This is a genomic window from Kribbella endophytica, from assembly GCF_054781295.1.
In genome coordinates this window covers 3846143-3870468 of sequence record NZ_BAAGUR010000001.1, presented here as the reverse complement: position 1 = coordinate 3870468, position 24326 = coordinate 3846143, and the positions used below count along the sequence as shown (strand labels likewise).

Sequence of the window (24326 nt, the reverse complement as noted above, 5' to 3'; positions counted from 1 at the left end):
CCAGCACGATGCGCAGCCGTCTCACAGCTTCAACGCGTACGCCGTAAGCGGGGCAGTCGGGCGATGGCGTGAGACAGCGGCACGACCGCGGCCAGCGCCAGAGCGAGGCGACGATCCGGCGCGGCGGCCGGTACGTCGTACGCGCGAAGACGCCGCCAGGCCCACAAGCTGAATGGGAGCACGATCAACGGCGTCGTCACCAGCCCCGGCGTGTACCGCCGGAGCGCGGCCGACTGCGCCAGATGCGTCACGCCGTGCGCGCCGAACCCAGTCAGCGCCGCCTGGAAGAACGCACTCCGCCCACCAGTCCGAGCCCCGGCAAGCGACGCGGCCGCCATCACCACCCCGGTCAGCCCGATCGCCGTCGCGGCCTCCCGACCGGACATCGGCAACTGATCCACCACCCGATCCGGTACGCCGGGCAGCACCGCCCGCACCTGATCCGGCGCCTCCCGCGACCAGCCGGCCATCGTCGCAAGCTCCTCGGCGTCGTGCAGCACCCACGCCGCCAGCAGTCCCCACGCAATCCCTTTCACGCAGAACATCCTAGACACATACCCCATCGCCTATATAAGCGACGACTGCTACTCTGCGAGCATGACGGCGAGGTTCCCGATGGAACAGCTGCGCAGGTTCTGGGCCCGGCGCCTGGAGGCGCTGGGCATCGAACTGGAGCGCGGCCGACGCGAGACCGCCGAGCCGGAGCCGACAGCAGACAAGGACGAGACAGATGAGTGACCTCATCGACCAGCTCAACGCGGTGACCCGATCGCTGGGCCTGACGAAGATCCCAGCCGGCGACGCGCGCACCGTCGTACTGTCTCGCACGTACGCCGCGGAGATCGAGGACGTCTGGGACGCGCTCACCACCACCGACCGCCTCGCCCGCTGGTTCCTCCCGGTCGAGGGCGACCTGCGCGTCGGAGGCAACTACCGCCTGACCGACAGCACCCGCGGCGACATCCTCGCCTGCGAACCGCCGCGCCTCCTCCGCATCACCTGGCTGTACGGCGAAGACGCCACCGCCCAGGACATCAGCGAGGTCGAAGCCCGCCTCGCCCCCGAAGGCCCCCGCACCCGCCTCACCCTCACCCACGCCGCCGTCGTAGCGGACGAATCCTGGACCCAGTACGGCCCCGGCGCCACCGGCGTCGGCTGGGACCTGGCACTCCTGGCCCTCAACCACCACCTCAACGACCACGCCATCGACCCGACCACGTGGGAGTCCACCCCCGAAGCCAAACAAGCCGCCACCCACAGCTCCACCGCCTGGGGCGAAACCGCCGCAATCACCGGCATCCCAGCCACCCAAGTCACCCAATGGGTAGCCGCCACCACCAAGTTCTACACAGCCGGTTAGAAGGCCTGCAGCACATCCTCGAACTCCCCAACCAACCCTTCCCTGGGATAGTCCTGCCGCAATTCCCGCCCCAACTCCCCCGCAATCATCTGCAGGTGAAGGCGACTCTGCCGCCCAACCCTCAAACCGGTCTTGCCCCATTCGACGGCCTGCTCCAGATCCCCCTCGCGCCCCGCCAGAAACCCGAGCGTCAGCCGGCACTCGGAAACCCGCATCGGGCTCAACTCGGTTCCGCCAGGTGTCACGTTGTCGCGAATGACGGCGTCGGCGTACTCCTTCGCCAAGTCGTTGTCGCCGGCCATCCGATGAACGTCCATCGCGTAGTAGTCCCACTTGGCCGGGTCGATCTTGAAGTGGTTGTCCGGCCGGTCCGGGTACGGCAGGTGGTCGAGCAACTCACGGCCGACCTCAAGCAGATTGTGCAGACCGCTCTCCCCCATCCGCGCCCGCGCTTTCGCCTCTTGCGCGATCAGCTGGACATGCACGCTGCTGCCCTGCGCGACAGCCTGCCCGCTCCTGGCAGCCTCCGCCGCTTGGCGGTACCGCCCCTGCGTCAGTGCGAACCACGCCGTCATCTCGTGACCCCAGCCGGCAATCTCCGGATGACCCGCCTCAAGTCCGAGCTGCATGGCCGCCGTACGGGTCGACTCAGCCGCCGAGCGCATCCCCAGGTCGTACTCGACGCACCCCGCGAGCAGCGCGAGCCAACCCCCTGCGACCAGCAAGTCCTGGTGAGCCTTCAACCCGACCGGCCGACGCAGCAGACTGTCAACGTGCTGCAGCCACGCATGAGCCTCTTGCCGCAACTCGAGCGCATCCCGCCGGTTGTACTGGCAGCACAATTCCTCGACCGTCGCCCGGAGCGACTCCAACGTCTGCGAAGTAGCGTCGCTGGCCTGTAGCCGCTGAACCAACTCAGCTGTCTGCCAAGGAATCTCGTCGAGTCGTCCAACGGTGTCAGCCTTGGCGGCCGCGATCAGCTCACCTTTCGCCCGCAAAGCCTCGTCGCAGACGCGAGCCAGGTCCTCGTTCGCAGCCTTCCGCCCGTTCTCCACATTCGACAAGTAGCCCCGGCTGTAGTGAGTAGCCCGCGCCAAATCCGCCAGCGACCATCCCCGGTGCTCGCGATACTCCTTGAGGCGACTGCCGAAGCTCACGTTCCCCAGTGTCACCCACCGACCTGGATCCCTGCATCCGCGTCGGACCTGCCTTCCAACCGACCAGCTCCGGGGTGCAGAGCTGCCGCCTTGGCCCAGCGGTTCGTCGCCCACCTCAGCCCACCGCCGGCCTCAGCGGACCCGCAACCTCAGCCAATACTCAAAAGTCTTCTTCTTTGCTCTTCAGCTCTTGTCGCTCTTGTTCTCAGAGCAGGACAAGGTCGTCTCTGTGGACTACTTCTCGTTCGTACGCCGCGCCGAGTTCCTTCGCCAGGTCTCGGGTGGAGCGGCCGAGGAGGTCGGGGAGTTCTGTGGCGTCGTAGTTGACCAGGCCTCGGGCGATCACCAGGCCGGCGGGTGAGACGAGGTCGACGGGGTCGCCGGCGGAGAAATTGCCTTCTACTGTGAGGATTCCGGCCGGGAGCAGTGAGGTGCGGCGTTCGGTGACTGCTCGGACTGCGCCCTCGTCCAGCTGGAGGCGACCCTGGCCGGAGGTGGCGTGTTGGAGCCAGAGGAGGCGGGTCTTGGCTCGGCGGCCGGTGGGGTGGAAGAGGGTGCCTACCGGGTCGCCTCGGAGGGCCTCGCCTACTCGGCCGGCGGAGGTCAGTACGACGGGGATGCCTGCTGCGGTGGCGATTGCGGCGGCTTCGACCTTTGTTTGCATGCCGCCGGTGCCGACACCTGAGGAACCGGTGCGGCCGATCTGCAGCGACTTCAGGTCCTCGGGGCCTCGGACCTCGGGGATCATCGTCGTGCCGGGCTTGCGGGGGTCGCCGTTGTAGAGGCCGTCTACGTCGGACAGCAGGACCAAAAGGTCCGTGTGGACCAAGTGGCTCGTCAAAGCGGCCAGGCGGTCGTTGTCGCCGAAGCGGATCTCGGTGGTGGCGACCGTGTCGTTCTCGTTGACGATCGGGACCACGCCGAGCTCCAGCAACCTCGCGAAGGTGCGGTACGCGTTGCGGTAGTGCGAGCGGCGGGTGACGTCGTCGACCGTCAACAGGACCTGCCCAACCCGCAGGCCGTGTGCGGCGAAGGCGTCGCTGTAGCGCGCCATCAGCAGGCCCTGCCCGACCGACGCGGCGGCCTGCTGGGTCGCCAGATCACGCGGTCGCGAGCGCAGCCCCATCGGCGCCAGTCCGGCGGCGATCGCGCCGGACGAGACCAGCACGACTTCGGTGCCCTCGACCCGCCGGGCGGCGAGGGCGTCGACGAGCAGGCGGAGCCGGTCGAGATCGATCCGGCCCCGCTGGGTCAGTGACGACGACCCGACCTTCACGACGATTCGGGCGGCCTGAACGACCTCCGCGCGGCGTTTCATCAGTTCTCCCACCAGGGATGCAGTTGCCTTAGGCCCCCATCATTGCGGGCCCAAGGCACCTACTTGCGGTCTTCCGCCTCGATGTCGATGTCCTGACCGGCGGCGTACGCGAGCTCGGCCTGCAGTTCCTGCTCGGCCTCCAGCTCGCGGGCCTGCTTGCGGGCGAGGCGCTCGGCAGCCTTCTGGGCCGCCTTCGACTCGGCCGGGGACAGGTCGACCTCGTCCGCGGTCCAGCCCGCGCCGTACTCCGACAGGTCCGGCGACGGCTCGATCTCGCCGGAACGGCGAGCGTGGTACATCTCGTCCTTGGCCTTCTTGCGCTGCGCGGCCGGACGGTCCTCCTCGAGGCGGTGGTCCTCACCGCGTCGCGACAGCAGCTCGGCACCGGCCTGTACGTCGGGAGCGAAGTCGAACACGACCGCGTTCGGGCCGTCGCCGATCATCACGCCGTCGCCGGCCATCGCGCCGCGCTCGAGCAGTTCCTTCTCGACGCCGAGCCGGTTCAGCCGGTCGGCCAAGTACCCGGTGGCCTCGGCGTTGGTGAAATCGGTCTGCCGAACCCAGCGCTCGGGCTTGTCGCCCTGCACCAGCCAGGTGCCGTCGGGGGTCTTCTTCACCTTGAACTCGATGCCGCCGGTCGCCTGCGGCCGGATGATGATCCGGGTGGTGTCAGGCTTCGCCGTCTCCGCCCGTCGCTTCGTCACGATCTCGGCCATCGCGAACTTCAGCGCGTCCAGGCCCTCGTGGCTGGCGGTCGAGATCGAGAACACCTTCATGCCGCGCTCTTCGAGCTCCGCGGTCACCATCTCCGCGATCTCGCGCGCGTCCGGAACGTCGACCTTGTTCAGCGCGATCAGCCGCGGCCGGTCCTCGAGACCGCCGTGCGCGGTCAGCTCGGCCTCGATCGTGTCGAGATCGCTCAGCGGGTCCCGGCCAGGCTCGTACGTCGCGCAGTCGATCACGTGGATCAGCGCGGCGCAGCGCTCGACGTGGCGCAGGAAGTCGTGCCCGAGCCCGCGGCCCTCGCTGGCGCCCTCGATCAGGCCGGGTACGTCGGCCACGGTGAACGTGGTCTCGCCCGCGACGACGACGCCGAGGTTCGGGATCAGGGTGGTGAACGGGTAGTCGGCGATCTTCGGCCGGGCGCGGCTGATCGAGGCGACCAGCGACGACTTGCCCGCGCTCGGGAAGCCGACCAGGCCGACGTCGGCGACGACCTTGAGCTCGAGGACGACGGTGCGCTCCTCGCCGTCCTCACCGAGCAGTGCGAAACCGGGAGCCTTGCGGGCCGAGCTGGCCAGCGCCGCGTTGCCCAGGCCGCCCTTGCCGCCGGCGGCCGCGACGAACTCCGCGCCGGGGCCGACCAGGTCGGCGAGGATCTCGCCTTCCGGCGTACTGATCACTGTGCCGTCCGGGACCGGCAGGACGACGTCGCCGCCCTTGCTGCCGGCCTGGTGGTCACCCTTGCCCTGGGCACCGTTCGTCGCCGAGCGGTGGCTGGAGCGGTGGTAGTCGACCAGCGTGGTCTGGTCGGGGTCGACGCGCAGGATGATGCTGCCGCCGTCACCGCCGTTGCCGCCGTCCGGGCCGCCGAGGGGCTTGAACTTCTCCCGGTGCACCGAGGCGCAGCCGTTTCCGCCGTTGCCACCGGTGACGTGCACCGTGACCCGGTCGACAAAGCTGGGAATCGCCATCGGTGTTCTCTACTTCCTGCAGGGTGCGGAGAGGGTTCTCCTGGAACAGCGAGAAGGACGGGCCGCGGTATTCCGCGACCCGCCCTTCTCAGAGCTTGCAAACGTGCCGGGTGGCGGTGTTACTCCGCCGGGGCCGGGACGATGTTGACGACGCGACGGCCGCGACGGGTGCCGAACTCGACCCGCCCCTCGGCCAGCGCGAACAGCGTGTCGTCGCCACCCCGGCCGACCAGCGAGCCCGGGTGGAAGTGCGTGCCGCGCTGCCGGACGATGATCTCGCCGGCGTTGACCAGCTGGCCGCCGAACCGCTTCACGCCGAGCCGCTGCGCGTTCGAGTCGCGCCCGTTACGGGTGGACGCCGCGCCCTTCTTGTGTGCCATGTCTAGATCAGCTCACTTCTTCTTCGCGTCGATCGCGGTGACCTTGACCTGGGTGTAGTGCTGACGGTGCCCCTGGCGCTTGCGGTAACCGGTCTTGTTCTTGTACTTGAGGATGGTGATCTTCGGGCCCTTGCTCCGGCCGAGGACCTCGGCCGACACGGCCACCTTGGACAAAGCGGCGGCATCGGTCGTCACGGTGTCGCCATCGACGACGAGGACTGCGGGCAGCGACACCGTGTCGCCGACCTGGTCCGTCAGGCTGTCGATCTCGATGACATCGCCGACGGCGACCTTCTGCTGGGTGCCGCCACTGCGCACGATCGCGTACACCGTGGATCTCACTCTCTGTTTGTTCGGAAGACTTACCGGGCCCCCGGCGGAGCTGCATCAACAACCAACACACCGGGGCCCACACAAAGGAGGCACGCAGGATGCGCACCGAATGGGAAGTTTACTACGCGAGCGTCGCAAACTTCAAAACGGCCTAGGGAGCGGTCGTCACGAGCTCCGGAGCGCTGTCCGCGTCGGAATCGGCCGTCTTCGACCGGCTCCGGCTGCTGCGGCGACGACGGGTCCGCGTGGAACCGTTCTCCTCGGCGGCCGGAGCCTCCGAAGCAGCATCCTGTACGTCGCTCTGACGCTCCTCGACGTCCGAGGCCGGAGCCTCGTCCCCGTGCCCGTTCGACGCTGCGGAGGCGGCGGCGATCTGGGCCAGGCGCTGCGCGGCGTCGCCGTTGTGCGGCGCCTCGGCGGTCTCGGTCTGCTCGTCGTCGCGCCGGCCCTTGCCCCGGTTGCGGCGTGAGCTCTTGCGGCCCTCGCCTTCCGGAGCGGACGCCTTCGCGTGGTCGTGACCGTTCTTCTGCTCCGGCTGCTGCTGGCCGCGACCCCCGCCGCGGCGGGACTCCTTCGGCTCGTCGTGCAGGATCAGGCCGCGTCCACCGCAGTGGTCGCAGTTCTCGCTGAACGCCTCGAGCAGCCCGGTACCGATCCGCTTGCGGGTCATCTGGACCAGGCCCAGCGAGGTCACCTCGGCGACCTGGTGCTTGGTCCGGTCGCGGCCCAGGCACTCCACCAGCCGGCGCAGTACGAGGTCGCGGTTGGACTCCAGCACCATGTCGATGAAGTCGATCACGATGATGCCGCCGATGTCGCGCAGCCGCAGCTGGCGGACGATCTCCTCGGCCGCTTCCAGGTTGTTCTTGGTGACCGTCTCCTCGAGGTTGCCCCCGGAGCCGGTGAACTTGCCGGTGTTGACGTCGACGACGGTCATCGCCTCGGTCCGGTCGATGATCAGCGAGCCGCCCGACGGCAGCCAGACCTTGCGATCCAGCGCCTTCTTGATCTGCTCGTCGATCCGGAAGTTCGCGAACACGTCGTTGTCGCCGGTCCACTTCTCGACCCGGTCGGCCAGGTGCGGCGCGACCGACGAGACGTACTCGCTGACCTGGTCGAAGGCGTCGTCACCGGAGATCACCAGCTTGGTGAAGTCCTCGGTGAACAGGTCGCGGACGACGCGGATCAGCAGGTCCGGCTCGCCGTGCAGCAGCTGCGGTGCCTGGCCCGACTTCGACAGCTTGTCGATCTCGGTCCAGTACGCCTGCAGGCGGCTGACGTCGGCGGTCAGCTCCTCCTCGGTCGCGCCCTCGGCCGCCGTACGGACGATGACGCCCGCCTCGTCCGGGACGATGTCCTTGAGGATGGTCTTGAGCCGGTTGCGCTCGGTGTCGGGCAGCTTGCGGCTGATCCCGCCGTTGCCGCCGCGCGGCACGTACACGACGTACCGGCCGGGCAGGCTGATCTGGTTGGTGAGCCGGGCGCCCTTGTGACCGATCGGGTCCTTGGTCACCTGGACCAGGACGGCCTGGCCGGACTTCAGCACCGACTCGATCTTGCGCGGGCCGTTGCCGCCGCCGAGCGTGGCCCAGTCGACCTCACCGGCGTACAGGACCGCGTTGCGGCCCTTGCCGATGTCGATGAACGCGGCCTCCATGCTGGGCAGCACGTTCTGCACCCGGCCGAGGTACACGTTGCCGATCAGGGAGACCTGCTCCTCCTGGGCGACGTAGTGCTCGACCAGGACGTTGTCCTCGGAGACCGCGATCTGGGTCAGGTCACCGCGGGCACGGATCACCATCGCCCGCTCGACCGACTCGCGACGGGCCAGGAACTCGGCCTCGCTGACGATCGGCGCGCGGCGACGGCCGGCGGCGCGACCCTCACGGCGGCGCTGCTTCTTCGCCTCCAGGCGGGTCGAGCCCTCGACCGCGGTGATCTCGTTCGAGGTGTTCTTGCTGCGCGGCTCACGAACCCGTACGACGGTCTCGTCCGGGTCGTCGGCCGCACCGGCGCCCTCTTCGCCCTTGCGGCGACGACGGCGACGGCGACGGCGCGACGAGCTGCCGGAGCCCTCGTCGTCGGACTGCTCGCCGTCGTCCTCGGCGTCGGCCTCGGCGGACTGCTCGTCGTCGTTCTCGTCCTCGTCGGAGGAGTCGTCGGCGTTGTCGTCCGCGCCCTCGCCCGACTTGCGGCGACGACGGCCTCCACGGCGGCGACGGCGACGACGGGTGCCCTCGCCGTCCTCTTCACCATCGTCATCGGCCGAATCGTCGACAACGTCCTCGGTCGCCTCGGTCGTCGCCTCGGCGATCTCCTCGGCGGCCGCGCCACGACGGGAGCGACGGCGACGCGTGGTCGGCTGCTCCTCGGTCTCGTTCGTGGTCTCCGGTACGTCGGTCTGCTGCTCGCCGTTCTGTACGTCGACCTCAGCAGCCGCACCCCGGCGGCTACGCGTCCGCTTGCGCGGGGTCGTCGTCTCGGTCGTCTCCGGCGTGGCCTCGACCGGGCTGGTCGCGGCGGCCTGGGGGGCGACCTCGACGGGCGCCTGGAACAGGGGGGCTGCGACGGGAGCGCGACGGCGGCTGCGGCGCTGGGGGGCTTCCTCGGCGGCAGGCTCTTCAGCCGCCGCGGGGGTGCCGCCGCCGACGGTCACGTAAGACGTGCCGGTGGTGGTGACCGACTTGGGTGCCGTCTCGGCGGTGGTGCGGGAGGCCTGGCCGGCGCCGGAAGCGTCGCCTGTGGCTGAGGCCGCTGCGGCGCCAGTTGTGCCCGAAGCAGCATTGCCCGATCGGGCAGAGGTGGTCTCGCCCGAGCGGGCGGACCGGCCGCGGCGGCCGGTCCCGGCCTGGGTGGACCCGGCCTGGGTGGTGCCGGCCTGGGTGGACCCGGCCTGGGTGGACCCGGCCTGGGTGGTGCCGGCGGCTGCCTGGGCAGCCTCGGCCTCGGCCAGAGCCAGGGCTTCCTCGTCCTCTTCCACCGCGTCGGCTACGGGGCCATCGGTCAGCGGGGAGTCGGGGGTGAGGAGGTCGGGCTGGGGGGCCGCGGCCTTCTTCGTGGTGCGGCGGCGGGTGGTCTTCTTCGCCGGGGCCGGGGTTTCGACGACCGGGCCGGCGTCGGACGTGCTGGTGTCCTCGGCGGGGGCTGCCGCGGCCTTCTTGACCGTGCGCTTGGCGGCCGCCTTCTTGGCGGGGGCCTTGGCGGCGGTCTTGCGGGCGGCGGCCTTCTTCACCGGAGCCGGGGCCGGGTCGGCGCTCTCGGCGTCGGACTGGGTGCTCACCTCGGCGGGCGCGGCGGTCTTCTTGACCGTGCGCTTGCGGGTGGTGGCGGTCTTGGCCGTCGCCTTCTTGGCGGCGGTCTTCTTCGCGGCGGCCTTGCGGGCCGACTGGGTGGGGGCCGAGTCGTCGGCCTCAGTGGTGTTGGGCTCGTTGTCGAGCATGCAGTGCGGGTCTCCTCAGGCCCTCCGGCGCATCCTGCGACCCCTGTCACGGGTCCGGCGCGCCCAGGGGGCGGTCACGGTCTCGCCGTTTCCGGCGGGTGGCCGGCACGGCGGAAGCCTGCTGGGTCCCGCTCCCCCGCGCTTCAGGGCGCAGTCGGAGCGGCGACGTCGCCCTCCGCGTGGTGCGTCTCATGGTCTACCGCCTGGCCGGTCGCGGTCGCCTGGTTGGCGTCGCGGTCACGAGCGAGCGGATCGTCCACTGTGCCGGAGGCCGCGATGAGCGGGCCCTGGGCGAGCCTGGTCAGAAGAGCCGGGCCCGTCACCGGAAGCGTCGCTACTTCGAGCACGCCGGCGAGAACGTCGTCGGGTCTCACGGCCGGGGTTCCGTGCCGTAACACCACTTGCAGTATCGCACACGTCTCAACCGAAGCCGTTCCACTACCGACGGTGAGTCGGAGAACGGCCTCCCGACAGTCGAACGAGCGAAGTCCCCGTTTGGTCATGCGCTCGACCAGAATTTCCTCGCGCGCGAGGAACGCCTCCACCGCGCCGGTCGCGTCGGCCGGATCCACCCCCGGCAACGCGATCTCCCACTCGCTGGCCTCCAGCTGCTCGGCCAGCGACCCACCCGCGGCAGTCACCACGTCCAGCACGTCCAGCCCCGTCGGGAGCGCCTCGTCCAGGGCAGCCCGTACGACGTCCGGCTCGCGCTCGTGTGTGAGCGAGATCTCCAAGTACTCCGCCTCGGAGGCCGCGCCGGTCGGCGCGGCGCCGGCGTACGAGATCTTCGGGTGCGGGCTGAAGCCGTGCGAGAACGCCACCGGGAGCTCCGCGCGCCGGACCGCCCGCTCGAAGGCGCGCTGGAAGTCGCGGTGCGAGGTGAAGCGCAGGCGTCCGCGCTTGGCGAAGCGCACGCGCAACTTCTGGACCGCGGGGAGCTGCTGGGACGGCGGAGCTTGAACAGGTGCCACACGCGCATTCTGGCAGTCCGAGCCCCGCCGCTCACATTTCACCGCTCAGCGGTCACCCCAGAAGCTGCCGTACGCCGGTCCGGTCGGCCGTTTCGAGCGCCTCGATCAGCCGGTGACGCCGTACGGCGTGCCCGAGACCGGGCACGGTCGCGACCCCGGCCCTGATGTCCTCCGCCACAGCGGCGTAGAGGTGGACGAGATTGCCCGCAGGACCAGCCGGCGCACCAGGCAGCAGGTAGCGATCAGGCACCTCGAGCCGCTTCACCGCGGAGTCGGCGCCGCGAGCTCCTTCCAGCACGAGATCGGCGGTCTGGAGATTGCCGTGCGCCGCGGTCACCACCAGGTCCCCGTCCGTCCCGTTGATCTCCCAGCGCAGGTTGTCGCCGCGGGAGATCCCACCCCGGTAGAAGACCGACACGGGAGCGCCGCCCGCCAGCCTCCCGATCAGCGCGACCTGGTCGGGCGCCGTGACCGCCGTACCGTCGGCCAGCCGGAGGTCGCCGTGATTGATGGTCGTCTGCGCGAACACCTCGGTCAGCTCGCCGAGCGTGTGCTCCAGCAGGTCGAGCGCGTGCAGCCCGGTCACCGTCAACAGCGTCGCGCCGTTGGCCTTGTCGAAGAGATATCCCTGCTCCTGTTGGAATTCCGGCGTCCAGAAGGCGGCCGATCCGACCAGTGAAGTACCGAGCACTCGACCGACGTACCCGTCACTGACGAGGTCGCGCAGGTACGCGATCTCCGGCGCCCAACGCCCCTGCAGACCGATGACCGTCCGCACGCCGGCGGCCTCGGCCAGCTTGGCGAGTCCTTCGGCTTCCGCGAGATCCACCCCGAGCGGCCACTCGACGAACAGCGCCTTGCCCGCGTCCAGCGCCGCCTCGGCCGGCTCCCGGTGATCAGGCACCTTGACCGTCACCACGACCAGCTCCACACCGGGATCGTCGATCAGCTCCTGGTAGTTGTCGTACGCCGCCGGTACGCCGTACTCCCGCGCGGTCGCTTCGGCGGACTCCAGCCGCGTCGTACTCACCGCGCGGAGCTCGTAGCTGTCCAGCGCTCGCAGCGCGGGCAGATGGCTCATTGCCGCCCAGCCGCGCAGGCTCGCACCGATCACACCGACACCGATTCGACTCATCCACTCATCCTTATCTTGAACGTTCATTCCAGATTCAGCGCACTCGTCACCCACGGAATGGATGTCGAGAAGTTCAGTCCAGTACGCCGAGCGCCAGCTCGACCGACGCGGTCAGTGAGGCCCGGTCCGGCGTCACCGCGCCGACGACCCGCAGGCCCTGCAGCGTCAGCACCAGGAAGCGGGCGACATCCAGGGCCGGCCGCCCGTCCGGGAGGTCCCCGGAGGACCGTGCGTGGACGATCAGCTCGAAGAACGCGTTCTCCAGCGACTGGATGGTCTCCTTGAGCCGGTCCGCGACGGCCGGGTCGTGGCGCGCCCGCTCGCTCGCGCCGCTGACGATCAGGCAGGCCTCCCGCTGACCGTCGCCGAGGACGTGGTCGATCACGTCGATCATCACCTCGCGGATCAGCTCGCGCGGCGGAGCGCCACTGGCGAGCAGTGCGGCCAGCGGTACGGCGTACTGCTCGCGGTAGAGGTCGACGGCGGCCAGGTACAGCCCTTCCTTGCTGCCGAAGGCGGCGTACAGGGAACCCCGCCCGACGCCGGTGGCGTCGACCAGGTCCTGGATCGAGGTCCCGGCGAACCCGGTCCGGCGGAAAGCGGCCATCGCCGCCTCCACCGCGGCCGTGGTGTCGAACTCCCGGACTCGCGCCATGCAGGCCAGCCTAGGCCATCTGGAACGTGCGTTCCAGTTAAGGCTGGGCCGCGGACCGGCCGCTCAGGTAGAGGGCCCAGGCGAGCAGGCCGAAGGCCACGGTGTTGAGCGCGACGCGGAGCAGGTTGAACGAGCGCCAGCGGGCCTCGTCGAAGGCGGCCCGGGCGGCGGCGACGTCGATGGTGTTCGGGTCGCCGGCAGCCTTGAGGGCGTCGTTCATCGGGACGTTCACGGCGATCGTGACGACGACGGTGATCAGGTAGAGCACGAAGGCGACGGCGATCCACGGGAACGCCTTCTCCTTCAGGTGCAGTACGCCGGTCAGCAGCGTGAGCAGCAGCGCCCCGACGAAGCCGAGCCCAAGGAAGATCGGGTTGATGATCGCCCGGTCCATCGCCTGGAAGGCGCCGACGAAGGTTTTGTCGTCGGTCGTCGCCAGGCCCGGCATGATCGCGTTCGCGTAGATCCCGAACACGCCCGCGACCAGCCCGGTGGTGATGGTGGCCGCCATCAGCGATGCCACCCGTAGTCCGTTCATCCAGCCCTCCCAAGCCCGACAGTCAGCCCCGCACCGGCAACGTACCGGTGCGGGGCTGCCACGGACCTGTCATGTGGCCGGCCGCGCGGGCTCGCCGTGAGGCGAACGCGACGGTCCGGCCGACCACGCGATCGACTCCGTCAGAGCGTCGCGCACTGCCCCGAGCGTGGGCCGGCGACCTTGTTCGGCGCCTGCAGGTTGCTCGGCGCCGCCGCGTTGCCGGAGCAGGCGAGCGGACCGTTGACCGTGTTGCCGGCCAGTACGACGGGCTCAGCGGTCCGCGCGCCCGTCACGGAGACCGGACCGCTGACGGTGCTGCCAACGACGACCGCGGCGCCGGTGATCGCCTCCAGCGAGACCGGGCCGTTGACCGTCGTACGGAGCAGGTGGATCTGAGCTGCCCGAGCTCCGCGGACCGGGCCCGAGATCTTGGTGTCCGTGGCAACCAACGAGGCCCCGGCCCCGATGCTGACCGGGCCGTTGATCGTTGCCCCCTTCAAGCAGGTCACGCCGCTCGACACCGTCAGCGGGCCGTTGCGTACGCCGGTGATGGTGCTCGTGCACGCAGGGGCCGGCCGCAACAACGTGACGGCAAACCGTTGCGCGATCCCGATGTTGCCGGAGGCATCGATCGCGCGGTACTCGACCTGGTGCCGCCCGTAGCCGGACGGGACGTCGTCCCACGGCACCACCCGCGGTACGCCGAGCTTGCCGTAGACCAGCTGGTCGATCTCGGTGCCCTCGGCGGTGAACTTGAACGGCGCGTTCGCGTCGGTCGGCCAGCCGTAGTAGTTGTACCAACCGTCGCCGTCGACGCGGAACTCCGGCACGACGTACCCGGGGCTGTCGTCGGTCGCGGCGAGCTTCATCGTGAACGCGTCGTTGTAGACGTACTCCGGGCCGGTCGGCTTCTGCACGGTGAGCAGCGGCTTCGACAGCGTCGAGGCGACCTCGGCCTGGACGCCGTCGACGGTCCAGCTCAGCGTGGACGTGCCGACGGTCGCGGTCAGCGTGTGCCGGCCGGTCAGGTGCAGCGCGGACAGGTCGAAGTCGCGGTCGTTGCCCGGATTCGGCACGTCTTCGCCGTCGAACTGCCAGCTGACGCCGGGCTGGTCGGTGTCGGACTGGGTGGTCTCGACGTACACGACCTCGTCGGCGTTGACCGGGTGATCCGTGGCAGTAGAGGTCGTAAAAGTGTGATCACCGGAGGAGCCAACGACAGATTTGGTGGTGTCGACCGTCCACGTGCGCGTCGCAGTCAGCGCGGACGACGCCCGTACGGCGGGGTCCCGCACGAAGTCGGTCGGGTCGACGATCTTCGCGGTCAGCGTGTGCGCGCCGTCCGCGAGATCCAGGTTCGCCAGATCCAGGAACCGCGCGTTGTCGGTCTCCAGTTCGATGCCGTCGAGCGTCCACGTGACGTCGAGCTCGTGGCTGGCCGGGTGCAGGGTCTGCAGCCAGACGACCTGGTCGCCGGCGACCGTGCCGGCCGGCGTACTGGCCTGGAAGAGCGTCGCGCGGGACGAGATCCGCTGCGTCATCCGCTCCCGGGAGACCTGGTCGAAGTAGTACCCGAGCACCTTCATCATCGAGTGCTTGCTCGGCCGCCAGATCCCCGACCCGGCGTACTGGCCGGCCTCGAAGCGCCCGATCTTGCCGCCGCTCAGGCTGTCGTCGCCGAGCCAGCGCCACCACTTCTTCTGCTCGGCCAGCATCTGCTGCTCGGTCAGCAGCGTGTGGTGGATCGAGCTGGGCTCCGGGCCGACGTACGGCTCGCCGCGGTCGCCGCGGGCGTAGTAGTCGTACTCGTCCTGCAGCCCGCCGAGCGAGTGGCCGAGCTCGTGCGGGGTGATCAGCGCGGACAGCGCGTTGCCGCCGGACGCGGTCGCGTAGCTGCCGCCGGCGCCGCCGTACGTGTCGCTGTTGCCGATGGCAAGGATCTGCCGGTTGGTCGAGGTGGTCCCACCGACCAGGTCCGCGTACGACGCGGCGGCGCTCGAGCTGACCGTCAGCAGGCGCTGGACGCTGGCCGCGTTGCAGCCGCCCCAGAAGCCCATCTGCAGCGGGGTGTCGACCTTCGGCGAGGTCAGGTCGGGATCGCAGTCGACGCCGCTCTGCGGCGACGGGATCTCGATCGCGTAGACGTTCAGGTAGTTCCGGTACGACTTGAACGGCTCGATGCTCCACAGGATGTTCAGGTGCTTGTCGACCTGCTCCCGGAACTTCGGCAGCTCGGCGGCGGTGTAGCCGTCGCCCATCACGACCAGGTTGAAGCGGGACGCGGCGGGCCCGGTGACCTGGAGCGGCACCACCTTGGCCTCGGGCGCGGCCTGCACGCCCAGGTCGGTCTTGTCCTCGGCCGACGCGGCGGCGGCGAGTGGCAGGCCGGCGAAGACCGCCGCGGCAACCCCGACCACCGCCGTCAGCCGGCGCGCCCTGAATCCAGTCCTCACAACTGCGGCCCTCCTGCTTGGGCGTCCCCGTGCGGCTCGTCCGGAGCCCGCCGTGAGAAGCCTACGAACGATGGGGGCTTCTTGTCAGCGGTTTGCCGCGCGCCGCCGCCGTACCGCATCTTTACTCGGCGTACGGCATCATGAGGGCTCGGGGATCGTGAGGAGAGGACATCGATGACACAACCGGCACAGTCGCCGCGGCCCGAACCGGACCGCGACCAGCAGGTCGACGACACTGGCGACGGTGACGGCAAGGGCATCTACTGGGTCCTGAAGAACGTCGTGCTCGGTCCTCCGGTCAAGCGGATCTTCCGGCCCAAGATCGAGGGCGCCGAGAACATCCCGGACCTGGGCGCGGCGATCATCGCCAGCAACCACCTGTCGTACGCGGACTGGATCTTCATGCCGCTGGCGGTCCGCCGCCGGATCACGTTCGTGGCGAAGTCCGACTACTTCACCGGCGCCGGGATCAAGGGCCGGTTCCAGCGCGGCTTCTTCAAGGGCACCGGTCAGGTCCCGATCGACCGCTCCGGGGGCTCGGCCTCCGAAGGCGCGATCCGGGCCGGCATGAAGGTGCTGGAGCGCGGCGAGCTGTTCGGCATCTACCCCGAGGGCACCCGGTCGCACGACGGCCGCCTCTACAAGGGCCGCACCGGCGTCGCCCGGCTGGCTCTGGAGGCCAAGGTCCCGGTGATCCCGGTCGGCGTGATCGGCACCGACGTGGTCGCGCCGCCCGGCAAGGTGGTCGCGTCCCTGGCGCCCCCGACGGTCAAGTTCGGCGAACCGCTGGACTTCTCCCGGTACGACGGGATGGAGGGCGACCGGCTGATCCTGCGCGCGGTCACCGACGAGATCATGTACAAGATCATGGAGCTGTCCGGCCAGGAGTACGTCGACATGTACGCCACCAAGGCCAAGACGCTCGAGGGCCGGGCGACCACCGGCGCACCGAAGAAGGTCCGCAAGTCGGACACCTGATCCGCAGACTGAGATGTGCTAGGCGTAGCCTGGGACATCGTGGACGGACCGATCGCTTATCAGGGTGAGCCAGGCGCCAACTCGGCGATGGCGTGCACCGAGATGTTCCCCGAGCGCGAGCAGTTGCCCTGCACCACGTTCGAGGACGCGCTGGAGGCGGTCAGCACCGGGCGTGCCGGGCTGGCGATGATCCCGGTGGACAACTCGATCGCCGGGCGGGTGGCCGACATCCACCACCTGCTGCCGGAGTCCGGGCTGCACATCATCGGCGAGCACTTCCTGCCGATCCACTTCCAGCTGATGGCCGCGCCCGGCGCGACGCTGGACTCGATCACCACCGTGCGCAGCCACGTCCACGCGCTCGGGCAGTGCCGCAAGATCATCCGCGAGCACGGCTGGTCGACGGTCGTCGCCGACGACACCGCGGGCGCCGCTCGTGAGGTCGCCGAGCTCGGTGACCCGACCGTCGCCGCGCTGTCGCCGCGGGCCGCGGCCGGCCTGTACCGGCTGGACGTGCTCGCCTCGGACGTCGAGGACGAGCACCACAACACGACCCGCTTCCTGGTCCTGTCCCGCGAGCCGGAGGTCCCGCCGGTCGGCTCCGGCCCGGTGATCACCAGCTTCATCTACCGGGTCCGCAACGTGTCGGCCGCGCTGTACAAGGCGCTCGGCGGGTTCGCCACCAACGGCGTCAACATGACCAAGCTGGAGAGCTACCAGCTCGGCGGCACGTTCTTCGCCACCCAGTTCTACGCCGACGTCGAGGGCCACCCCGAGGACCCGAACCTCGCCCTCGCCCTGGAGGAGCTCGCCTTCTTCTCGGTCGAGGTCCGCCTGCTCGGCGTCTACCCCGCCCACCCCTTCCGCGCCCAGATCGCAGAACCCGCCGCCAACCGGGCCCTGCGACCTCACCACTAGCAACAACCCCCTCCCCTCCCCCGGCCCGAGTGCATTTGATGGGTTAACCCCTCAAATGCACCGTTGGACCACTGAATTTCGATGGTCCAACGGTGCACCTCGTGGGTTAACCCATCAAATGGGGTCAGCGGGAGTGAGGTGGGGTGGTGAGGGTCTCGTACGTCGTCGTACCGGCCTTGTACTGGCGGGGCTTGTTCTGGACCTCGCCGAGCATCTGCTGCCAGTCGGTCCGGGGCTCCAGGTACTGGTCGACCTTGCCCGGGAGCTTGATCGACGCGGCGATCGGGAAGGTCTCGACGCCGGGTCGACGGCCGACGAGCGCCCAGTCCGACTCCCCCGAACCCTTGTACTGGGCAACGACGTGGGCGAGTTGGCGGTCGGTGAAGATCCGGCGCTGGAGTCCGTCGAAGAACTGGCCGCGGCGTACGTCGACCAGCCCGTAGACGTACGGCGTGTCCGTCAGCGTGCCGTCCGCGGCGAGCTTGCCGACGTACGACGCGACGAAGCTCTGGAACCGGTCACCGGAGGCCGGGCGGCCCATCCGGCCGAGGAAGAGCTTCTCGCCCTCGGGCTGGAAGTTGAACGTCAGCGCCTTGTCGCCCGCCTTGTTCGTCAGCTCGTACCCGAAGAAGACGACGAACGTGCCCGCATCGGCTCTCGGCACGGTGAGCTTGACCGGCTTCGCCTTGCGCAGGTCGACGGTCAGCTTGGCGTCGCGGCTGATCGTGACCTCGGGCTGGATCATCCGGTAGTGCTCACCGTTCGGCCCGAACGCCGTGACGTCGAGGCCGTACTTGCCCTTGGCAACGCGCCCGGGATCGCTGGACTCGAGCGTGTCCAGGTTCGTGAACCCGACGTAGGTCCGATCGGCCGGCGCCGGCTTGCCGTCCGCGCCGAGCACGGTGACGGCGACGTCGTAGCTCTCGACCTCCTTGTCGGCGACCAGCGGGACCGCAACCTGCTGACTCCCGACGGTCGCCGTCAGTTGGCCGGTGTAGAGCCCGTCCGGACCGGTGTGCGTGGTGTCGGACGTGACCTGCACCGACGCAGTCCCACCTGCCGGCACGGTCAGCCGATCGGCGCTCAGCTTCAGCACGCCCGCTGCATCGCCCTTCTTCAGCGAGCCCTTGAGATCCAGAGTGACCGCCGCGCTGCCGAAGTTCTTGAAGCCGACCTCCTTGCTCACCGGCTTGTCGTCCGCATGCGGCCACTGCGCCGTGCCGAACGAAACGCTCGACGTCGTCGCGACCACCGTCTGCTGGACCGCCCGCGCGACATCCACGCGCCCAGAGCCTTGCTGGTACGGCGTGAGCGCGGGATTCGCCTTCGCGGTCGACGTGAGCGCGGCCTTCAGCTCGGCCGCCTTCCAGCCGGCGTGCTGCTGCGCGAGCAGCGCCGCGGCTCCGGCCACGTGCGGGGTCGCCATCGACGTACCGGACATCCGCGCGTACTTGTCGCCGACCGGCTCCTCCGGGTGCGACGCCGAGGACTTCGCGGCGACGATGCCGACACCGGGAGCGGTCACGTCCGGCTTGATCGCGCCGCCGCTGACCGGGCCGGGCGCGGAGAAGTCCGCCAGGTTCTCGTCGCGGTCGACCGCGCCGACGGTCAGCGCCGACGCCGCCGTACCGGGTGACTCGACCTCGCGACCATTGTTGCCTGCAGCAACGACGAAGAGCGTGCCGGTCTCGCGGGACCAGCGGTCGACGGCCTGGTCGAGCGGTCCACCTTCAGCGCTCGAACCGCCGAGGCTGAGGTTGACGACCTTCGCCTTCTGCCCGACGGCCCAGTCGATGCCGGCCATGACGTCGGACTCGGCGCAACCGCCGAAGTCGTCGCAGACCTTGCCGTCGAGCAGCTTGGCGTCCGGCGCGACGCCCTTGTAACCGTCGGCGCCCTTGCCCGCGATCGTCGAGGCGACGTGCGTACCGTGGCCGACCGCGTCGGCGGCCGGGTCAGCGGTGAAGTTCTTGGTCGCGACGACCTGACCGGTCAGGTCCGGGTGGGTCGCGTCGATGCCGCTGTCGAGTACGGCGACGGTGACGCCCTTGCCGGTGTAGCCGGCCTGCCAGGCGGCCGGGGCGCCGATCTGCGGGACGCTGTGGTCGAGCGACGGGCGCAGCTTGCCGTCGAGCCAGACCTTGGTGCTGGTGCTCCGGGTGCTTTGGCGGCCGAGATCCTTGAGGCTGAGTTGTTGAAAGAGGGCCGCCGCGGTTTCCTTCGGCACCGACAGCGCCGTACCGGACTTCAGGGCTTTGGTCGCCTGCCGGGACTGCACGGCGCCGCCGGTGACGATCAGCGGGATGTCGGCGCGCGCGTTGTCGTCGTACCCGTCACGCAGGAGCAGGGCGAGGTCGAACAGCCGGCGATCGAGCTTGCCGGACTCGACGGCGGCGCGGACGTCCGACGGGATGACGGTCCACTCGTCGGCGGTCTTGCGGACCTCGAAGCCGACCTTCTCGCGACCGGTGGTCCGTACGACGGAGAGCTGGTCACCGCCCTTGAGGACGACCTTGTCGCCGGTGATCAAGGTGACGGTCCGGTCCTTCGCGCCGGTCTCGTCGAGCTGCTCGGCGGAGGCCTGGCTGATCGGCACCAGGGTCAGCACCAGAGCCGTGGCCAGCAAGGTGGTCGTCCATCGTCGTTTGCGCACGCGCTGCTCCTTCGTCGTCGGGCTTCACCCCCTACATGTCCGGCTCGGGCGGCGAACGTTTCGCGGCCGGTGGAAATTGCCGCGCGGGCGACGGCGTACGGGCCCTAGGGTCTGGGCATGCAGATCGTCGAGGTGGACGGGCACGACCCGGTCGAGTTCGAGAAGTTCTTCAAGGTCCGCGACGACGTCCGCCGGGCCGAGCAGGAGTTCCCGGTCGGGCTCGGGCAGGAGGAGACGCGCGGCCTGTTCACCGGCAACGATCCCGACGAACGCTCGAACGGGCTCGGCCTGGTCGACGGGGACACGTGGCTCGGCATGGCCTGGCTGGACTGGTGGCTGACCGAGAACACCCACGCGATCGACGTCGAGATCGCGGTCGATCCGCGGTTTCGTCGCCAGGGGGTCGCGACGCGGTTGCTCGACGAGGTCGCGGCGCGGGCGAAGGCCGACGGCCGGACGCTGCTGACCACTTCGGTGATCGCTTCGCCGGACGGGACCAGCTCCGGTACGGCGTTCGCCGAGGCGCGCGGGTTCGTGCAGAAGCACACCGAGCTGCACCAGGTGATCGAGCTGCCGATGGACGACACGGTGGTCGACGCGCTCGATCGCGTCGTGCCGGGGTACGAGCTGGTGCAGTGGGGAGATCGGACGCCGGACGAGTGGCTGGGCGAGTTCGCCGACGCGTACACCGTGATGAGCCGGGACGTGCCGCACGGGGATCGATCGGTGGAGCTCCAGGTGTGGACGCCTGAGCGGTTGATCGCGCGGGAGACGCGACGGGTCGAGCAGGGGCGGTTCACCCACACGACGGTCGCGGTCGATGCCGACGGGCGCTTGGCGGCGTACACGCAGATGGGTGGGAACCGGGCGGTGCCGGAGCGGCTGTACCAGTACGACACGTTCGTCCGGCCGGAGCATCGGGGGCGGGGACTGGGGATCGCGGTGAAGATCCCGAACCTGCGGTCGCTGCAGGCGGAGCTGGATCACCCGGCGGTGCTGCACACCTGGAACGCGCCGGAGAACGCACCGATGATCGCGGTCAACGCCAAGCTCGGCTTCCGCGCCAGCGACCACCGGGTCGCCCTGGAGTTGGAGCTCTAGCCCCGCCCACTTCTCCCCGTCACTCCAAGTCTTCCTCCCTCCAACCTCTCCCTGTCCTGCCACCGGCTCAGCTGAAGGTCCACGCCGGGTAGTCGCGTTCCAGCACGGCGCGGTGGCCGGACCAGTTCGTGTGGTCCCGGCGTTCCGGATCGAGGGTCGACGGATGACCGCCGACCAGCCGATAGCCCCAGGTGAAGGCAGCGATCGGAACGACCTCACGCGTGCGGATCACATCGGGGACGACGGTCAGGAACGTGGTCGCGGTCCAGACACCGTCCGGGTGGTCCGGGTTGGCGGGAGCGTCGAAGAACGTCGGCAGATGCCCGTACGACGAGAACGGCGCGGCGCCGGCGAAGTACGGCAGGACGTCGACCGTGGTGTAGCCGTCGAAGCTGCGGGCGACCACCTGGATCCAGCCCATGACCGCGTTCAGGCCCTGGCCGTGGTAGCGCAAGGTCGCCGTACAGATCGGGAAGCCGCGGAACGTCTCGGCGTCGAGGTCGGGCACGATCAGCTGGTGGCCCGACGCCCACGGGTCGTCGTTGGCGAGCACGCGGACGTTGGCCAGGCCGCGTTCGCCGCGGGTCTCGAACGGGACGGACAGTTCTCGGCGCATCGAGCCTCCCCCTTGAGGTTTCAAGCAATTCTCCAACGTTTGCTGGGTTTTCGGTGAATCTGGTTGCCAGGGGCTGAGGTCTTGCACTGTACGGACGTACCGTCGCATGGTGAGAACGAGCAGTCGCTTGGGGGCAGCCTGTTCGTGGGGGAAGACGGGAAGAGTCCGTCTTCAGCTGAAACGTGGGTCTGGGGGATCTGGGAAGCGTCTCGGTCCGGGACCGTTCGGTGCGTACTCGGGGTGCGTCGCCGCGGGTTCCGTCCTGCTCGTCGCCCCTGTGCACCTAGGGGGAGCAATGCCGAGAAAGGCCAACGGGAGAGCGGACAAGATCCACGGTACGGATCCCGACGGGATGCCGGGCATGCCCGGCGAACCACAGTCGAACGGAACCACCGAGGCGCCGCGGATCAGCATGCCCGGCGCGAGTGGATCGGGTGGGATGGGCGCGCCCGCCACGCCCAGCGCCTCCGGCGCGGGCGGGATGCCGGGCGGATCGGGCGGCAGCGGCTCCGGCATGCCTGGGGCCTCCGGCCCGGGTAGTGCGGGAGCGCCTGGCGGAGGCGGGATGCCGGGTGGGATGTCCGGTGGACCGTCCGGAGCGGGCGGAGACACCAACGGCTCCGGGGGTGACGTCGAGCGGCCGGCCAGGCGCAACTGTGGGGTGATGGACGTCCACCGGCGGCTGCTGTCCAGCGACCCGGCGTACGCCGCCGCACGGTCGGCTCTGGAGAACGCGACGACGCAGTACGTGGCCCGCCAGCACCGTTTTGCCGGCGTCGCGAAGATCCCGGTCGTCGTCCACGTCGTGTGGAACACGGCCGTGCAGAACGTCTCGCAGGCGCAGATCGACAGCCAGATCGACGTACTGAACCGCGACTTCCGCGCCGCCAATACCGATCTCGCGGTCGTCCCGGCGCCGTTCACCGGGCTGGTCGCCGACTCGCGGATCGAGTTCTTCCTCGCCACCGAGGACCCGGACGGCAACGCGACCACCGGCGTCACCCGGACCCAGACGAGCAAGACCTCGTTCACGCACGACGACCAGATCAAGTCCTCCGCGACCGGCGGCGTCGACCCGTGGCCGACCGACCGCTACCTGAACGTCTGGGTCGCGCAGCTCGGCGGCGGCCTGCTCGGCTACGCCCAGTTCCCGGGCGGACCGGCCGAGACCGACGGCGTCGTCATCCTGCACAGCGGGTTCGGCACCACCGGTACGGCGGCCGCGCCGTTCGACCTGGGCCGGACCACCACGCACGAGATCGGCCACTACCTGAACCTGTTCCACATCTGGGGCGACGACGGCTCGGGCTGCTCCGGCAGCGACGAGGTCGCCGACACCCCGAACCAGGGAGGCCCGAACTTCGGCGTACCGGCGTTCCCGAAGCTGTCCTGCAGCAACGGGCCGAACGGCGACCTGTGGGTGAACTACATGGACTACACCGACGACCGCGGCATGGTGATGTTCACCAACGACCAGGCCTCCCGGATGGAGGCCTGTCTCGACACCGTCCGGACCGACCTCTTCTCGACGTCGGAGGAGTCCGGTGTACCGGTCCCGGCCGGACCGGTCGTGTCGTGGAGCAGCGACCGGCTGGACGCGTTCGTGCTCGGCACGGACCGCGCGATGTACCACAAGTGGTGGGACGGATCGGCCTGGGGACCGTCGGTCGGCGGGTACGAGTACATGGGTGGTGTCTGCATGAGTGCTCCGGAAGTGGCGTCCTGGGGACCGGACCGGCTGGACGCGTTCGTCCTCGGAACGGACCACGGCGTCTACCACAAGGCGTGGGACGGCTCGAACTGGCAGCCGTCGGCCACGGGCTACGAGGCGCTCGGTGGGATCTGCATGAGCCCGCCGCGAGTCGCGACCTGGGGACCGGACCGGCTCGACCTGTTCGTGCTCGGCACGGACCGCGCGATCTACCACAAGTGGTGGGACGGCTCGGCGTGGAACGGCTACGAGTACCTCGGCGGCGTCTGCATGAGCCCGCCGCAGGTGGTCTCGTGGGGTTCTGACCGGCTCGACCTCTTCGTGCTCGGCACCGACAACGCGGTCTGGCACAAGTGGTGGGACGGCTCGGCCTGGTCGGGCTTCGAGTCCCTCGGCGGCATCTGCACCAGCCCGCCGACCGTGGTCTCGTCGGGCCCGGACCGGCTCGACCTGTTCGTGCTCGGCACCGACTCGGCGCTCTACCACCAGTCCTGGAACGGTACGGCGTGGTCGGGCTGGGCGTCGCTGGGCGGGATCTGCGCGAGCGCCCCGACGGCGGTCTCGTGGGGTCCGGACCGGCTGGATGTGTTCGTGCTCGGGACCGACTCGGCGTTGTACCACCAGTGGTACGACGGTACGACGTGGTCGGGCTTCGAGTACCTCGGCGGGATCTGCGTCGACGAGCCGCGGGTCACGGCGTGGGACAGCGACCGGCTGGACGTGTTCGTGGTCGGGACCGACGGCGGGCTCTATCACAAGTGGTGGGACGGAACCGCCTGGGGACCGTCGGCCACCGGGTACGAGGCACTCGGCGGGATCATCAGCGACTTCAAGGTCACGCTGCCGGCGCCGTCACCGGGCGCCGCACCGGCGATGATGCCCAAGGCAACCATCGGAGAGGTGGTGCCGACCTGAG

General features: G+C 69.6%; 20 protein-coding genes. 6 read left to right on the top strand and 14 right to left on the bottom strand.

The window, feature by feature from the left end:
* Window positions 1-29: 29 nt before the first annotated feature.
* On the bottom strand, window positions 30-536 hold the full coding sequence (locus ACYVIO_RS18510; RefSeq protein WP_460652019.1) for an HXXEE domain-containing protein: 507 nt from the start codon (window positions 534-536) through the stop codon (window positions 30-32).
* A 61-nt stretch (window positions 537-597) separates the two neighbouring features.
* On the opposite strand from ACYVIO_RS18510, the gene ACYVIO_RS18505 reads away from it, so the two are divergent.
* Both ACYVIO_RS18505 and ACYVIO_RS18500 read left to right on the top strand, forming a co-directional pair.
* Window positions 598-738: a hypothetical protein gene (locus tag ACYVIO_RS18505; RefSeq protein ID WP_460652018.1), complete on the top strand. Its 141-nt coding sequence runs from the start codon at window positions 598-600 to the stop codon at window positions 736-738.
* Window positions 731-1360 (top strand): SRPBCC family protein, encoded by a 630-nt coding sequence (locus ACYVIO_RS18500; RefSeq protein WP_460652017.1) that lies wholly within the window; start codon window positions 731-733, stop codon window positions 1358-1360. Before ACYVIO_RS18505 ends, ACYVIO_RS18500 begins: the two co-directional genes overlap by 8 nt.
* On the opposite strand, the gene ACYVIO_RS18495 is transcribed toward ACYVIO_RS18500, so the two are convergent.
* The 11 genes from ACYVIO_RS18495 to ACYVIO_RS18445 form a co-directional block, all read right to left on the bottom strand.
* Entirely contained in the window at window positions 1357-2517 is a 1161-nt protein-coding gene (locus ACYVIO_RS18495; protein ID WP_460652016.1) for a helix-turn-helix domain-containing protein, read from the bottom strand. The genes ACYVIO_RS18500 and ACYVIO_RS18495 overlap by 4 nt on opposite strands.
* A 205-nt stretch (window positions 2518-2722) precedes the next feature.
* Window positions 2723-3835 carry a glutamate 5-kinase gene (gene proB, locus ACYVIO_RS18490; protein ID WP_460652015.1) on the bottom strand — a complete coding sequence of 371 codons (1113 nt, stop codon included), beginning with the start codon at window positions 3833-3835 and terminating at the stop codon, window positions 2723-2725.
* 59 nt (window positions 3836-3894) lie between these two features.
* Window positions 3895-5529, bottom strand: a complete 1635-nt coding sequence (obgE, locus tag ACYVIO_RS18485) for a GTPase ObgE (protein ID WP_460652014.1) — start codon at window positions 5527-5529, stop codon at window positions 3895-3897.
* Window positions 5530-5648: 119 nt separating this feature from the next.
* The gene (gene rpmA, locus ACYVIO_RS18480; RefSeq protein WP_184793470.1) at window positions 5649-5909 is read right to left on the bottom strand and encodes a 50S ribosomal protein L27; all 261 of its coding nucleotides are present in this window, start codon (window positions 5907-5909) and stop codon (window positions 5649-5651) included.
* Window positions 5910-5921: 12 nt separating this feature from the next.
* Window positions 5922-6239, bottom strand: a complete 318-nt coding sequence (rplU, locus tag ACYVIO_RS18475) for a 50S ribosomal protein L21 (protein WP_344173618.1) — start codon at window positions 6237-6239, stop codon at window positions 5922-5924.
* A gap of 154 nt (window positions 6240-6393) precedes the next feature.
* Window positions 6394-9681 carry an Rne/Rng family ribonuclease gene (locus ACYVIO_RS18470; protein WP_460652013.1) on the bottom strand — a complete coding sequence of 1096 codons (3288 nt, stop codon included), beginning with the start codon at window positions 9679-9681 and terminating at the stop codon, window positions 6394-6396.
* A 143-nt stretch (window positions 9682-9824) separates the two neighbouring features.
* Window positions 9825-10652, bottom strand: coding sequence for a TIGR03936 family radical SAM-associated protein (locus ACYVIO_RS18465; protein ID WP_460652012.1), 828 nt, complete (start codon window positions 10650-10652; stop codon window positions 9825-9827).
* Window positions 10653-10704: 52 nt separating this feature from the next.
* On the bottom strand, window positions 10705-11787 hold the full coding sequence (locus ACYVIO_RS18460) for a Gfo/Idh/MocA family protein (RefSeq protein ID WP_460652011.1): 1083 nt from the start codon (window positions 11785-11787) through the stop codon (window positions 10705-10707).
* 73 nt (window positions 11788-11860) lie between these two features.
* Complete coding sequence (locus tag ACYVIO_RS18455; protein WP_460652010.1) at window positions 11861-12442, bottom strand: TetR/AcrR family transcriptional regulator; 582 nt, start codon at window positions 12440-12442, stop codon at window positions 11861-11863.
* Window positions 12443-12479: 37 nt separating this feature from the next.
* Window positions 12480-12980, bottom strand: coding sequence for an anthrone oxygenase family protein (locus tag ACYVIO_RS18450; protein WP_460652009.1), 501 nt, complete (start codon window positions 12978-12980; stop codon window positions 12480-12482).
* A gap of 140 nt (window positions 12981-13120) precedes the next feature.
* Window positions 13121-15433 (bottom strand): M64 family metallopeptidase, encoded by a 2313-nt coding sequence (locus tag ACYVIO_RS18445; RefSeq protein WP_460652008.1) that lies wholly within the window; start codon window positions 15431-15433, stop codon window positions 13121-13123.
* A gap of 174 nt (window positions 15434-15607) precedes the next feature.
* Here ACYVIO_RS18445 and ACYVIO_RS18440 point away from each other — a divergent pair, with 174 nt between their 5' ends.
* On the top strand, window positions 15608-16411 hold the full coding sequence (locus ACYVIO_RS18440) for a lysophospholipid acyltransferase family protein (RefSeq protein WP_460652007.1): 804 nt from the start codon (window positions 15608-15610) through the stop codon (window positions 16409-16411).
* 39 nt (window positions 16412-16450) lie between these two features.
* Entirely contained in the window at window positions 16451-17329 is an 879-nt protein-coding gene (locus tag ACYVIO_RS18435) for a prephenate dehydratase (protein WP_460652006.1), read from the top strand.
* Window positions 17330-17453: 124 nt separating this feature from the next.
* Here the strand turns inward: ACYVIO_RS18435 and ACYVIO_RS18430 are convergent, their stop codons facing one another.
* Window positions 17454-19982 carry a S8 family serine peptidase gene (locus tag ACYVIO_RS18430; protein WP_460652005.1) on the bottom strand — a complete coding sequence of 843 codons (2529 nt, stop codon included), beginning with the start codon at window positions 19980-19982 and terminating at the stop codon, window positions 17454-17456.
* Between the two features lie 117 nt (window positions 19983-20099).
* Between ACYVIO_RS18430 and ACYVIO_RS18425 the strand changes: the two genes are divergently transcribed.
* Window positions 20100-21083, top strand: coding sequence for a GNAT family N-acetyltransferase (locus tag ACYVIO_RS18425; RefSeq protein WP_460652004.1), 984 nt, complete (start codon window positions 20100-20102; stop codon window positions 21081-21083).
* A gap of 67 nt (window positions 21084-21150) precedes the next feature.
* On the opposite strand, the gene ACYVIO_RS18420 is transcribed toward ACYVIO_RS18425, so the two are convergent.
* Window positions 21151-21699 carry a hypothetical protein gene (locus ACYVIO_RS18420; protein WP_460652003.1) on the bottom strand — a complete coding sequence of 183 codons (549 nt, stop codon included), beginning with the start codon at window positions 21697-21699 and terminating at the stop codon, window positions 21151-21153.
* A gap of 295 nt (window positions 21700-21994) precedes the next feature.
* On the opposite strand from ACYVIO_RS18420, the gene ACYVIO_RS18415 reads away from it, so the two are divergent.
* Window positions 21995-24325, top strand: coding sequence for a M43 family zinc metalloprotease (locus ACYVIO_RS18415; RefSeq protein WP_460652002.1), 2331 nt, complete (start codon window positions 21995-21997; stop codon window positions 24323-24325).
* Window position 24326 lies beyond the last annotated feature (1 nt).

What these genes read in the sequence shown, in the direction of transcription:
- ACYVIO_RS18505 (WP_460652018.1), top strand. Translation starts at nt 598, where the DNA reads ATGACGGCGAGGTTCCCGATGGAACAGCTGCGCAGGTTCTGGGCCCGG.
- ACYVIO_RS18500 (WP_460652017.1), top strand. Translation starts at nt 731, where the DNA reads ATGAGTGACCTCATCGACCAGCTCAACGCGGTGACCCGATCGCTGGGC.
- proB (WP_460652015.1), bottom strand. Translation starts at nt 3,835, where the DNA reads ATGAAACGCCGCGCGGAGGTCGTTCAGGCCGCCCGAATCGTCGTGAAG.
- obgE (WP_460652014.1), bottom strand. Translation starts at nt 5,529, where the DNA reads ATGGCGATTCCCAGCTTTGTCGACCGGGTCACGGTGCACGTCACCGGT.
- rpmA (WP_184793470.1), bottom strand. Translation starts at nt 5,909, where the DNA reads ATGGCACACAAGAAGGGCGCGGCGTCCACCCGTAACGGGCGCGACTCG.
- ACYVIO_RS18470 (WP_460652013.1), bottom strand. Translation starts at nt 9,681, where the DNA reads ATGCTCGACAACGAGCCCAACACCACTGAGGCCGACGACTCGGCCCCC.
- ACYVIO_RS18460 (WP_460652011.1), bottom strand. Translation starts at nt 11,787, where the DNA reads ATGAGTCGAATCGGTGTCGGTGTGATCGGTGCGAGCCTGCGCGGCTGG.
- ACYVIO_RS18455 (WP_460652010.1), bottom strand. Translation starts at nt 12,442, where the DNA reads ATGGCGCGAGTCCGGGAGTTCGACACCACGGCCGCGGTGGAGGCGGCG.
- ACYVIO_RS18450 (WP_460652009.1), bottom strand. Translation starts at nt 12,980, where the DNA reads ATGAACGGACTACGGGTGGCATCGCTGATGGCGGCCACCATCACCACC.
- ACYVIO_RS18440 (WP_460652007.1), top strand. Translation starts at nt 15,608, where the DNA reads ATGACACAACCGGCACAGTCGCCGCGGCCCGAACCGGACCGCGACCAG.
- ACYVIO_RS18425 (WP_460652004.1), top strand. Translation starts at nt 20,100, where the DNA reads ATGCAGATCGTCGAGGTGGACGGGCACGACCCGGTCGAGTTCGAGAAG.
- ACYVIO_RS18420 (WP_460652003.1), bottom strand. Translation starts at nt 21,699, where the DNA reads ATGCGCCGAGAACTGTCCGTCCCGTTCGAGACCCGCGGCGAACGCGGC.
- ACYVIO_RS18415 (WP_460652002.1), top strand. Translation starts at nt 21,995, where the DNA reads ATGCCGAGAAAGGCCAACGGGAGAGCGGACAAGATCCACGGTACGGAT.